This window comes from Pseudomonas triclosanedens (genome assembly GCF_026686735.1).
Lineage (GTDB): Bacteria > Pseudomonadota > Gammaproteobacteria > Pseudomonadales > Pseudomonadaceae > Pseudomonas > Pseudomonas triclosanedens.
This window is the reverse complement of record NZ_CP113432.1, coordinates 4,225,219-4,236,874: the sequence shown is the minus strand read 5'-3', so window position 1 is coordinate 4,236,874 and position 11,656 is coordinate 4,225,219. Positions and strand designations below refer to the sequence as shown.

Annotated in this window: 9 protein-coding genes; 7 read left to right on the top strand and 2 right to left on the bottom strand. The window is 62.2% G+C overall.

What is annotated here, in order from left to right; genetic code table 11:
* Window positions 1-44 precede the first annotated feature (44 nt).
* Together OU419_RS19650 and OU419_RS19645 are read left to right on the top strand one after the other, a co-directional pair.
* Window positions 45-1,955 carry an ATP-binding cassette domain-containing protein gene (locus OU419_RS19650; RefSeq protein ID WP_254474996.1) on the top strand — a complete coding sequence of 637 codons (1,911 nt, stop codon included), beginning with the start codon at window positions 45-47 and terminating at the stop codon, window positions 1,953-1,955.
* A gap of 209 nt (window positions 1,956-2,164) precedes the next feature.
* A complete protein-coding gene (locus OU419_RS19645; protein WP_254474998.1) occupies window positions 2,165-2,845 on the top strand; it encodes a DUF6901 family protein in 681 nt (226 codons plus the stop codon).
* A 38-nt stretch (window positions 2,846-2,883) separates the two neighbouring features.
* Here OU419_RS19645 and OU419_RS19640 read toward each other — a convergent pair whose 3' ends face one another.
* Entirely contained in the window at window positions 2,884-3,324 is a 441-nt protein-coding gene (locus OU419_RS19640) for a universal stress protein (RefSeq protein ID WP_254475000.1), read from the bottom strand.
* 81 nt (window positions 3,325-3,405) lie between these two features.
* On the opposite strand from OU419_RS19640, the gene OU419_RS19635 reads away from it, so the two are divergent.
* The gene (locus tag OU419_RS19635) at window positions 3,406-3,840 is read left to right on the top strand and encodes a hypothetical protein (RefSeq protein WP_254475002.1); all 435 of its coding nucleotides are present in this window, start codon (window positions 3,406-3,408) and stop codon (window positions 3,838-3,840) included.
* Window positions 3,841-3,854: 14 nt separating this feature from the next.
* On the opposite strand, the gene OU419_RS19630 is transcribed toward OU419_RS19635, so the two are convergent.
* On the bottom strand, window positions 3,855-4,673 hold the full coding sequence (locus OU419_RS19630) for a hypothetical protein (RefSeq protein ID WP_254475004.1): 819 nt from the start codon (window positions 4,671-4,673) through the stop codon (window positions 3,855-3,857).
* A 509-nt stretch (window positions 4,674-5,182) separates the two neighbouring features.
* Between OU419_RS19630 and fadB the strand changes: the two genes are divergently transcribed.
* From fadB to topA, 4 genes are all read left to right on the top strand, one after another.
* The gene (gene fadB, locus OU419_RS19625) at window positions 5,183-7,330 is read left to right on the top strand and encodes a fatty acid oxidation complex subunit alpha FadB (protein ID WP_254475006.1); all 2,148 of its coding nucleotides are present in this window, start codon (window positions 5,183-5,185) and stop codon (window positions 7,328-7,330) included.
* 30 nt (window positions 7,331-7,360) lie between these two features.
* Window positions 7,361-8,536, top strand: coding sequence for an acetyl-CoA C-acyltransferase FadA (gene fadA, locus OU419_RS19620; protein ID WP_254475008.1), 1,176 nt, complete (start codon window positions 7,361-7,363; stop codon window positions 8,534-8,536).
* A 133-nt stretch (window positions 8,537-8,669) separates the two neighbouring features.
* Window positions 8,670-8,933: a DUF1653 domain-containing protein gene (locus OU419_RS19615; protein ID WP_254475010.1), complete on the top strand. Its 264-nt coding sequence runs from the start codon at window positions 8,670-8,672 to the stop codon at window positions 8,931-8,933.
* A gap of 92 nt (window positions 8,934-9,025) precedes the next feature.
* Window positions 9,026-11,635 carry a type I DNA topoisomerase gene (gene topA / locus OU419_RS19610; RefSeq protein ID WP_254475011.1) on the top strand — a complete coding sequence of 870 codons (2,610 nt, stop codon included), beginning with the start codon at window positions 9,026-9,028 and terminating at the stop codon, window positions 11,633-11,635.
* Window positions 11,636-11,656 lie beyond the last annotated feature (21 nt).

The window sequence follows — 11,656 nt, the reverse complement described above, 5'->3', positions numbered from 1 at the left end:
CGCGCTTTCCCGTAAACTGCGCGCCCTGTTTGTGGAGATGGCTCATGACCCTGCTGAAGTTCACCGATGTGTCCCTTGCCTTTGGCACCACGCCGTTGCTGGACAAGGTGTCCTGGCAGATTGCCCGTGGCGAGCGGGTTTGCGTCATCGGCCGCAACGGCACGGGCAAGTCGAGCATGCTCAAGCTGGTCAAGGGTGAGCAGAAACCTGACGACGGCGACATCTGGCGCGCGCCTTCGCTGAAGATCGGCGAGTTGCCGCAGGAGCTGCCGCGAGCTGATGATCGCACCGTCTATGACGTGGTCGCCGAGGGGCTGGCTGAGGTGGGCGAGCTGCTGGCTCGCTATCACCACCTGAGCATGCACATCGAGTCCGAGGACGATCTGGCCAAGCTCGCCCGCGTCCAGCAGGAGCTGGAAGCCCGCGACGGCTGGCGCCTCGGCCAACTGGTGGACACCACGCTGAGCCGCCTGCAACTGCCGGCCGACAAGACCCTCGCCGAGCTCTCCGGTGGCTGGCGCCGCCGCGTGCTGCTGGCCCAGGCGCTGGTCGCCGAGCCCGACCTGCTGCTGCTGGACGAGCCGACCAACCACCTGGACATCGGCGCCATCGCCTGGCTGGAAAACGCCCTGGCGGACTTCCCCGGCGCCGTGCTGTTCATCACCCACGACCGCGCTTTCCTGCAGGCCGTGGCCACCCGCATTCTCGAACTGGACCGCGGCCACCTGATCGACTGGAATGGCGACTACGCCAGCTTCCTCGTTCATAAAGAGCAGGAACTGGCGGCGGAAGAGGCAGCCAACGCGCTGTTCGACAAGCGCCTGGCCCAGGAAGAAGTGTGGATCCGCCAGGGCATCAAGGCGCGCCGTACCCGTAACGAAGGCCGAGTGCGCGCGCTCAAGGCCATGCGCAACGAGCGCGCCGAGCGCCGCGAGCGCCAGGGCAAGGCCAGCTTCCAGCTGGAGACGGCGGAGAAGTCCGGCAAGCAGGTGATAGTCGTCGAGAACGCCAGCTTCGCCCATCCGGGAGGTCCAGCGCTGATCCGTGATTTTTCCCTGGTGCTACAGCGCGGCGACCGTATCGGCCTGCTGGGTGCCAACGGCACCGGCAAGACCACGCTGCTCAAGTTGCTGCTGGGCGACCTGCAGCCGACCTCCGGCAGCGTCAAGGAGGGTACCCGGCTTGAAGTGGCTTACTTCGACCAGTTGCGTCACCAACTGGAGCCGGAGAAGACCGTCATCGACAATATTTCCGAAGGTCGCGAATTCATCACGATCAACGGGCAGAATCGCCACGTCCTCAGCTACCTGGGCGACTTCCTGTTCTCCCCGCAGCGCGCCCGCACTCCGGTGAAGGCGCTCTCCGGCGGCGAGCGGGCACGCCTGTTGCTGGCAAAGCTGTTCAGCAAGCCGGCCAACCTGCTGGTGCTCGACGAGCCGACCAACGATCTGGACGTGGAAACCCTGGAGCTGCTGGAAGAGGTGCTGCTGAGCTTCGACGGCACCGTGCTGATGGTCAGCCACGACCGAGCCTTCCTCGATAACGTGGTCACCAGCACTCTGGTGTTCGAAGGCGAAGGGCGCGTGCGCGAATTCGTCGGCGGTTATCAGGACTGGCTGCGCCAGGGCGGTTCGCCCAAGTTGCTCGGCGTGGGGGAGGAGAAGGGCGACAAACCCGCTGCTGCGCCCGCTACCGAGCAGCCGTCGGCGGTGAGTGCACCAGTGGAGACGGCGCCGAAGAAGAAGCTGAGCTACAAGCTGCAACGCGAACTGGAAGCCATCCCCGGGCAGATCGACGCCCTGGAAGGCGAACTGGCAGCGCTGCAGGAAGAAACCGCATCGCCGGACTTCTACCAGCGCCCGCAGGGCGAAACCCAGGCTGCCCTGGCGCGCCTGGGTTCCCTGCAGGAAGAGCTGGACCGGTTGATCGAACGCTGGGCCGAACTGGAAGAATGATCCGTTCGGTTCTGTGATGTGTCTGTGAGTGCGTATCGCTGATCAAAGACTGCTAGAGCCTGTCCAGCTTCCCGCGAGTTGGAGCAGAACAAGGCAGAAGCAGCCGAGGAAGCGGATTTTGCGTGCTGTAATTGAGCACACCGAGCGTGTTTTCAACGCCGTTATGCCGACGCACAGCATATTTCGAACAGGTTCTTAGGGATGGCCGAATGGCAATCGAATACCGCATCACCCTGGATGATGAACACGAGTTCAATTACCGCATCGAGCTGGAGCGCGACTATGACCCGGATACCGCCGGACAGGCGCCGCGCTGGACGCGACTGGAGTACAACCAGTGCAGCAATTGCCCGCTGAGTCCGCAGCAACGCAGTCATTGCCCCGCTGCGGTGGACCTGCACCGCGTGATCGAGGACTTCCGCGGGCTGCCGGCCTTCAAGAAGGTCGAGGTTCAGGTACGTACGCCTGAGCGCGAGTACACCAAGCGAGCCGGTCTGGAAGAGGGTTTGCGCGCGCTGCTCGGGGTGATCATGGCTACCAGCGCCTGCCCGCTGCTGGGCAAGCTCAAGCCGATGGCGCAGCAACACCTGCCCTTTGCCAGCAACCAGGAGTTCATCCTGCGCGCGGTGTCGCTGTACCTGATGCGGCAGTATTTCAACTTCCGCGAAGGCCGGCATGCGGATTGGGAGCTGAAGGGGCTGGTGAGGCAGTTCCAGCAATTGCAACTGGTGAATCAGGCATTCTGGCAGCGCATCCACGAAACCTGCGACGGCGATTCCAACCTGAAGGCGTTCCTCAGTTTCTTCTCGATGGCGTCGAGCATGAGTTATTCGCTGGAGGCGCAGTTGCAGAAGGTGCGTCCGCTGCTGATGAGCGGCGACATGATCTGAGACTGTGACCGGCGGGCCCCTGGGGCCCGCCGGCCGCTTCAGGTGGTTTTCTGCAGGCGTACGGCGAGCACGTCGCAGGGCGCACCGTGCAGTACGTCATTGGCGGTCGAGCCGAGCAGCAGGGCGAGACCGTGTCGGCCGTGGCTGCCGACGACGATCAGGTCGCAGCCCTGCTCGTCGGCAAGGCGGTGAATTTCCTGGCGTGGCTGGCCGTAGACCAGATGGCACTGGGAGCCGGTGATCTGCGGGTAGGTCAGGGTGAACTGGTGAAGGCGCTCCTTGGCCTGGTCGAACTGCTGCTGCTGGAGCATCGAGAGGTCCATCGGCACGTCGCCGCCGAACGCCATCGCCATCGGTTCGACGACGTGCACCGCCGAGAGCCTGGCCTGGTTGGCGGTGGCCAGGGCGACGGCCCGTTTCATCACCGGATCGCATTCTTCGGTAAGGTCGACGGCGACCAGAATGTGTTGGTAGGGCATGAGCGTCTCCTCCGGGGGACTCGTTGATTATCAGTATGGCCCCAATGGCCGTGCTTGACCTGTTTGACCGGTATAACCGATATGACCACGTGGATGGTGATCCTGCTCATCGCATTGGTGCTGAGCCCCCTGACCTGGCTGATCCCCTCCCGAGGGCAGCGCGGCCAGATGGAGCTGCGCCTGCAGGCACGGCGCCTTGGCCTGGCCATGCAGATCGCGCGCCAGGAATGGCCGCACTGGATGGAGCGGCAGCCGCCACGCCAGTGCGCGCAGTACCATCGCGCGCGCGGCCGGAATCGTGACGTCTGGTGCTATTGGCAGAGCGCCCCGGGCGTCTGGCTCGATCGCTGGCGTGAGGCGAGCGCTCCGCAGGAGCTGGCCGATGCGCTTGCCAGTCTGCCGAGGGACGTCTACATGGTCGAGGCAACGCCCCAGTTCCTGGCGCTGTACTGGGGCGAGCGCGGCAATGGCGACGACCTGCAACGGGTTGCCGAATTCCTGAAGCGACATGCCTGAGCGCGCGCCGGCCGTCAGCTCTGTTGGGCGGCGTAGAGACCGGAGACTTCTTCCAGATCTTCGATGATGCGATCGGAGTATTTGTTTATCAGGAACGGCACGCTGTTCTGGTTGTAGTTCTGCAGCGATTTCTCGATGTAGTGCCACTTGATGGCTACCGAACGCAGCGCCTTGCCGATCTCGGGAGTGGTCTGCGGCGCCTGCTGCAGCTTCACCAGATTGATCGCGAAGCGGTTGGCCAGATCGTCCAGCGGGCGCTCTTCGCCGCCGCCGAAGAAGCTTGCTCCCACCGAAGCGTTGCGCGAGGCGTAGTCCACGGCGATGTCCTGCATCAACAGGCTTTGCTCGCGGGTCTGCTGGGTCAATGGTGGAACCTTGCTGCCACTTTCATCCTGGATTCTGGTGTAGAGCTGCTCGGCGGTGTTCAGCAGCTTGCGGTTCTGCGCGGCCAGGTCGGCCACGGGCTGGAGGTCGGTGTAGCCGCTCTTGTCGAGGGTCCCGGTCAGAGTTTGCAGTTGCGTCGCATAGCCTTTCCATTGCTCCTGCAGTTGGGCTTTCAGCTTCGCGGATTCGGTACCCGGCATCTCGCCGATCTTGCCCAGGGCATCACCGGCATTCTGAGACGAGGCGGCGACCAGCTTGGCGTACTTCTGGTCGCCCTCCATCGCATTGAACATGAAGAAATCGCCGAGGCTGCGTTGTGCGGCCAGGCGCATCTGGTGGAGGTTGAGCAAGTCCCCGGCGGTGTCGGCCGAAGCGAAGAGGGGGTAGACAGCAGTGAACGTGAGCGCAGCGAACGCAGACAGCAGACGTACAAGCGGACGGCTTGTCATCGTTCCATCTCCTTGGAGCCAGGGGCTTCTTGTTGTTGTGTTCCGCAGGTTCCAGGCGACCCGATAGGCTAACGGGCGGAATCCTTCCGTCCGATGGCTGGAGGCAGATCGCCATTGTCGTCGGACTCTAGCGCGCGTCCTGGCGTTTGAGAAGTTGCCGGTGCATTTTTCCGGTACGCAGGTCCCAGGTGGCAACCGTCATGATATGAGCGATGAATGGTGCATCAGGGATGTGCTGAATGCTCCGGCCCAGACGCCTCGGCCGCTTCGCGACTGTTACGTCTCGCCGATTGACAAGCATTGGCTTTTGCTAGAAGGTGGGCGCACCCAAATCAAACGGGCGTATGAATCGAGCGTTTGCCGTGTGTGAAGGCTCGAACATAACGCCCCGGCTATCGCGTCGGCGGGTGTGCCGCAAGCTTTGGGACTATCCTCGGCGACTGCCGGGCGGTCCTGATACACGGCGTCCGATGTGTGATTTCAAGCTTCCCTAGCGTGGAGATCAGTTGATGATTTACCAAGGTAAAGCCATCACGGTTAAGGCTCTTGAGAGCGGCATCGTCGAGCTGAATTTCGACCTCAAGGGCGAGTCCGTCAACAAGTTCAACCGACTCACCCTGAATGAGCTGCGTCAAGCAGTCGATACCATCAAGGCCGATGCGTCCGTCAAGGGCGTGATCGTGACCAGCGGCAAGGGCGTGTTCATCGTCGGCGCCGACATCACCGAGTTCGTCGACAACTTCAAACTGCCCGACGAAGAGCTGCTGGCCGGCAACCTCGAAGCCAACAAGATCTTCAGTGACTTCGAAGACCTGAACGTTCCGACCGTTGCCGCGATCAACGGCATCGCCCTGGGCGGCGGTCTGGAAATGTGCCTGGCCGCGGACTTCCGCGTAATGAGCGCTACCGCCAAGATCGGCCTGCCGGAAGTGAAGCTGGGCATCTACCCGGGCTTCGGCGGTACCGTGCGTCTGCCGCGCATCATCGGCTGCGACAACGCTGTCGAGTGGATCGCCTCGGGCAAGGAAAACAAGGCTGAGGACGCGCTGAAAGTAGGTGCCGTCGACGCTGTCGTGGCTCCTGAGCAACTGCAAGCCGCCGCTCTCGACCTGGTCAAGCGCGCCATCGCCGGTGAGCTGGATCACAAGGCCCGCCGCCAGCCGAAGCTGGAAAAGCTCAAGCTGAACGCCATCGAGCAGATGATGGCCTTCGAAACCGCCAAGGGCTTCGTTGCCGGCCAGGCTGGCCCGAACTACCCGGCACCGGTCGAAGCCATCAAGTCGATCCAGAAAGCCGCCAACTTCGGTCGCGACAAGGCGCTGGAAATCGAAGCCCAGGGCTTCGTGAAACTGGCCAAGACCTCGGTTGCGCAGAGCCTGATCGGCCTGTTCCTCAACGACCAGGACCTGAAGAAGAAGGCCAAGCAGCACGACGAAATCGCCAAGGACGTGAAACTGGCCGCCGTACTGGGCGCCGGCATCATGGGGGGCGGCATCGCCTACCAGTCCGCTTCCAAGGGCACTCCGATCCTGATGAAGGATATCCGCGAAGAGGGTATCCAGATGGGTCTGAACGAAGCCGCGAAGCTGCTGGGCAAGCGCGTCGAAAAAGGCCGCATGACCCCGGCCAAGATGGCCGAGGCGCTGAACGCCATTCGCCCAACCATGTCCTACGGCGACTTCGGCAACGTCGACATCGTTGTCGAGGCCGTGGTCGAGAATCCGAAGGTCAAGCAGATCGTTCTGGCAGAAGTTGAAGGCGTCGTGAAGGAAGATGCGGTCCTCGCATCCAACACCTCCACCATCTCCATCAACCTGCTGGCCAAGGCGCTCAAGCGTCCGCAGAACTTTGTCGGCATGCACTTCTTCAACCCGGTGCACATGATGCCGCTGGTGGAAGTGATCCGTGGCGAGAAGTCCAGCGACGTAGCCGTTGCTACCACCGTGGCCTACGCCAAGAAGATGGGCAAGAACCCGATCGTGGTGAATGACTGCCCCGGCTTCCTGGTCAACCGCGTGCTGTTCCCGTACTTCGGCGGTTTCTCCAAGCTGCTGGGCTTCGGTGTGGACTTCGTGCGCATCGACAAGATCATGGAGAAGTTCGGCTGGCCCATGGGCCCGGCCTATCTCTCCGACGTCGTCGGTATCGACACCGGCCACCACGGCCGTGATGTGATGGCCGAAGGCTTCCCGGATCGCATGGCAGTGGAAGGCAGGACCGCCGTTGACGTGATGTACGACGCCAACCGCCTGGGCCAGAAGAACGGCAAGGGCTTCTACGCCTACGAGACCGACAAGCGCGGCAAGCCGAAAAAGGTTTCCGATCCGGCCGCCTACGAACTGCTGAAGTCCATTGTGACCGAGCAGCGCGAGCTGACCGACGAAGACATCATCAACTACATGATGATCCCGCTGTGCCTGGAAACCGTACGCTGCCTGGAAGACGGCATCGTCGAGACCGCTGCCGAGGCTGACATGGGCCTGATCTATGGCATCGGCTTCCCTCCCTTCCGTGGCGGTGCCCTGCGTTACATCGACTCCATCGGTGTGGCCGAGTTCGTCGCCCTGGCCGACAAGTACGCCGATCTGGGTGCGCTGTACCACCCGACCGCGAAGCTGCGTGAAATGGCCAAGAACGGCCAGAAGTTCTTCGGTTGAGTGCGCAACGAATAGAGCGAGAGTGAATTTATGAGCCTGAATCCGAGAGATGCCGTCATTGTCGACTTCGGCCGCACCCCGATGGGCCGTTCGAAAGGTGGCATGCACCGCAACACCCGCGCGGAGAACATGTCCGCGCACCTGATCAGCAAGCTGCTCGAGCGCAATCCGAAGATCGACCCGGCGGAAGTCGAAGACGTGATCTGGGGCTGCGTGAACCAGACTCTGGAGCAGGGCTGGAACATCGCGCGCATGGCGTCGCTGATGACCCAGATCCCGCACACCAGCGCCGGCCAGACCGTCAGCCGTCTGTGCGGCTCGTCCATGAGCGCCCTGCACACTGCCGTACAGGCGATCCAGACCGGCAACGGTGACGTCTTCGTCATCGGCGGTGTGGAGCACATGGGCCACGTAGGCATGATGCACGGCGTCGATCCGAACCCGCACCTGTCGCTTTATGCCGCCAAGGCTTCCGGCATGATGGGCCTGACCGCCGAGATGCTGGGCAAGATGCACGGCATCACCCGCGAGGCGCAGGACAAGTTCGGCGTGCGTTCGCACCAACTGGCGTGGAAGGCTACCCAGGAAGGCAAGTTCAAGGACGAAATCATCCCGATGGAAGGGTATGACGAGAACGGCTTCCTGAAGGTCTTCGACTTCGACGAAACCATTCGTCCGGACACCACCCTGGAAAGCCTGGCCGCTCTGAAGCCGGCGTTCAACCCTAAAGGTGGCACCGTGACTGCGGGCACTTCCTCGCAGATCACCGACGGCGCTTCCTGCATGATCGTGATGAGCGCTCAGCGCGCCCAGGATCTGGGCATCCAGCCCATGGCCGTGGTTCGCGCCATGGCCGTGGCTGGCGTAGATCCGGCGATCATGGGTTACGGTCCGGTTCCCTCGACCAACAAGGCGCTCAAGCGAGCTGGTCTGACCATCAACGATATCGACTTCGTGGAGCTGAACGAAGCCTTCGCCGCACAGGCCCTGCCGGTGCTGAAGGACCTCAAGCTGCTCGACAAGATGGAGGAGAAGGTCAACCTGCACGGCGGCGCGATCGCTCTGGGCCACCCGTTCGGCTGCTCCGGTGCGCGTATCTCCGGCACCCTGCTGAATGTGATGAAGCAGAACGGCGGCACCCTGGGCGTGTCCACCATGTGCGTGGGCCTCGGTCAAGGCATCACCACCATCTTCGAACGCGTCTAAGCTTTCGCTGATGGACGAGCCGGGGCCTTGTGCCCCGGCTTTCGTTTTTCTGCCATGCCCAATGGGGATTGCCCCAGAGGGGGGCAACATGGACAATCGCGGCCTTTTTTCTGCCAGCGCAAGAGGGCGAGCCATGCAACTGCAGACCGGACTGTATCGGCACTACAAGGGGCAACAGTATCGTGTGCTCGGTGTGGCGCGACATTCCGAAACCGAAGAGGTGCTGGTCATCTACCAGGCGCTGTACGGTGAATTCGGCCTTTGGGTGCGCCCATTGAGCATGTTCACCGAGGCGGTGGAAGTGAATGGCGAGAATGTGCCGCGCTTCGCGCTGGTCGTTGCGGAAAACGATCCTCTGGGCCTCGACAGCGGCCCATCTGACGAATCCCAAGCTTGACCTTGGCGCGACCGCCACTATATATAGCGGTGCCGCTCCAAGCGCCTCCCTCCTTATAAATTCATATTTTCGACGCAGGAATCTTCTGATCCATGGGTAAATCGCTGGTCATCGTGGAATCACCGGCCAAGGCCAAGACCATCAACAAGTACCTGGGCAACCAGTACGTGGTGAAGTCGAGCATCGGCCACATCCGCGACCTGCCTACCAGTGGCTCCAGCGCATCGAAGGAGCCTGCGGCCAAAGGACGCAAGACCGCTGCCGAGTCACCGGCGCTGTCACCGAAGGAGAAGGCCAAGCGTCAGCTCTTCACTCGCATGGGTGTCGATCCGGAACATGGCTGGAAGGCCAAGTACGAGATCCTGCCCGGCAAGGAAAAGGTGATCGAGGAACTGCGCCGCCTGGCCAAGGATGCCGATACCATCTATCTCGCAACCGACTTGGATCGCGAAGGGGAGGCCATTGCCTGGCACCTGCGCGAGGCCATTGGCGGCGACGACTCGCGCTACAAGCGCGTGGTCTTCAACGAAATCACCAAGAAGGCCATCCAGGAAGCCTTCTCCCAGCCCGGCGAACTGGATATCAACCGCGTGAATGCGCAGCAGGCACGCCGCTTCCTCGACCGCGTGGTGGGCTACATGGTCTCGCCGCTGCTGTGGGCGAAGATCGCCCGCGGCCTGTCCGCCGGCCGCGTGCAATCGGTGGCGGTGAAGCTGGTGGTCGAGCGTGAGCGCGAAATCCGCGCCTTCATCCCGGAAGAATACTGGGAAGTGCACGCCGACCTGGCCACGCCAAAGAACGACAAGGTCCGCTTCGAAGTGGTCCGCGAGAAGGGCGAAGCCTTCAAGCCGCTGAACGAAGCCCAGGCCACCGCGGCGCTGGAGAAGCTCAAGGCTTCCAGCTACAGCATCGCCAAGCGCGAGGACAAGCCGACTTCCAGCAAGCCCTCTGCGCCCTTTATCACCTCCACCCTGCAGCAGGCCGCGAGCAACCGCCTGGGCTTCGGGGTGAAGAAGACCATGATGATGGCCCAGCGTCTCTACGAGGCGGGTTACATCACCTATATGCGTACCGACTCGACCAACCTGTCGGCCGACGCCATTGACATGGTGCGCGGCTTCATCGATAGCGAGTTCGGCAAGAAGTACCTGCCGGCCAAGCCGAACTTCTATTCCAGCAAGGAAGGCGCCCAGGAAGCGCACGAAGCGATTCGTCCGTCCGACGTCAATCTGCGTCCGGCCCAGCTATCGGGCATGGAACGCGATGCCGAGCGCTTGTACGACCTCATCTGGCGCCAGTTCGTGGCCTGCCAGATGCCGCCGGCCGAGTACCTGTCCACCACCGTCAGCGTTGCCGCGGGTGACTTCGAGTTGCGCGCCAAGGGCCGTATCCTCAAGTTTGACGGTTACACCAGGGTCCTGCCGCAGCAGAGCAAGCCGGGCGAGGATGACGTCCTGCCGGAAATGAATCAGGGTGAGGCGATGAAGCTGCTCAAGCTCGATCCGAGCCAGCACTTCACCAAGCCGCCGGCGCGCTTCTCCGAAGCCAGCCTGGTCAAGGAGCTGGAAAAGCGCGGCATTGGCCGTCCGTCCACCTATGCGGCAATCATCTCCACCATTCAGGAGCGCGGCTACGTCACGACCCATAACCGCCGCTTCTATGCGGAGAAAATGGGCGACATCGTCACCGACCGCCTCAACGAAAGCTTCTCCAACCTGATGGACTACGGCTTCACTGCCGGCATGGAGGAGCATCTCGACGACGTGGCACAGGGTGAGCGTGACTGGAAGAACCTGCTCGACGAGTTCTACGGCGATTTCCGCAAGAAGCTTGATCTGGCTGAGGCCGCCAACGACGGCATGCGGGCCAACCAGCCGACCCTGACTGACATCCCGTGCCGAGAATGCGGTCGGCCGATGATGATCCGTACTGCCTCCACCGGCGTGTTCCTCGGGTGCTCGGGGTACAGTCTGCCGCCGAAAGAGCGCTGCAAGGCGACCGTGAACCTGATTCCAGGCGATGAAATCGCCGCGGATGACGAAGGCGAATCCGAATCCCGGGTGCTGCGCGGCAAGCATCGTTGCCCGATCTGCAGTACAGCGATGGACGCCTACCTGGTCGACGATAAACGCAAGCTGCACATCTGTGGCAATAACCCGGATTGCGCCGGCTACGAGATCGAAGAAGGTCAGTACCGTATCAAGGGTTACGAAGGTCCAAGCCTGGAGTGCGACAAGTGCGGCAGTGAGATGCAGCTCAAGACTGGCCGCTTCGGCAAGTTCTTCGGTTGCACCAACCCGACCTGCAAGAATACCCGTAAGCTGCTGAAGAACGGCGAGCCCGCTCCGCCGAAGATGGACGCCATCCGCATGCCTGAGCTCAAGTGCGAGAAGGTGGACGACGTGTATGTGCTGCGTGACGGTGCGTCCGGCCTGTTCCTGGCCGCCAGCCAGTTCCCGAAGAATCGCGAGACTCGTGCTCCGTTGGTCAGTGAGCTGGTGCCGCACAAGGACGAGTTGGATCCGAAGTATCACTTCCTGCTTTCTGCGCCTCAGAAGGACTCGGAAGGTCGCCCGGCGGTGATTCGCTTCAGTCGCAAGACCAAGGAGCAGTACGTGCAGTCTGAGGTCGATGGCAAACCTACTGGATGGCGCGCGTTTTTCGACGGCGGCAAGTGGAAAGTAGAAGACAAGCAGCGCTGATGGACGGCGCGCCCCTGCTGA

Excerpts from the sequence above, each read along its gene's own strand:
- OU419_RS19650 (WP_254474996.1), top strand. The coding sequence starts at position 45 with ATGACCCTGCTGAAGTTCACCGATGTGTCCCTTGCCTTTGGCACCACG.
- OU419_RS19645 (WP_254474998.1), top strand. The coding sequence starts at position 2,165 with ATGGCAATCGAATACCGCATCACCCTGGATGATGAACACGAGTTCAAT.
- OU419_RS19640 (WP_254475000.1), bottom strand. The coding sequence starts at position 3,324 with ATGCCCTACCAACACATTCTGGTCGCCGTCGACCTTACCGAAGAATGC.
- OU419_RS19635 (WP_254475002.1), top strand. The coding sequence starts at position 3,406 with ATGACCACGTGGATGGTGATCCTGCTCATCGCATTGGTGCTGAGCCCC.
- OU419_RS19630 (WP_254475004.1), bottom strand. The coding sequence starts at position 4,673 with ATGACAAGCCGTCCGCTTGTACGTCTGCTGTCTGCGTTCGCTGCGCTC.
- fadB (WP_254475006.1), top strand. The coding sequence starts at position 5,183 with ATGATTTACCAAGGTAAAGCCATCACGGTTAAGGCTCTTGAGAGCGGC.
- fadA (WP_254475008.1), top strand. The coding sequence starts at position 7,361 with ATGAGCCTGAATCCGAGAGATGCCGTCATTGTCGACTTCGGCCGCACC.
- OU419_RS19615 (WP_254475010.1), top strand. The coding sequence starts at position 8,670 with ATGCAACTGCAGACCGGACTGTATCGGCACTACAAGGGGCAACAGTAT.
- topA (WP_254475011.1), top strand. The coding sequence starts at position 9,026 with ATGGGTAAATCGCTGGTCATCGTGGAATCACCGGCCAAGGCCAAGACC.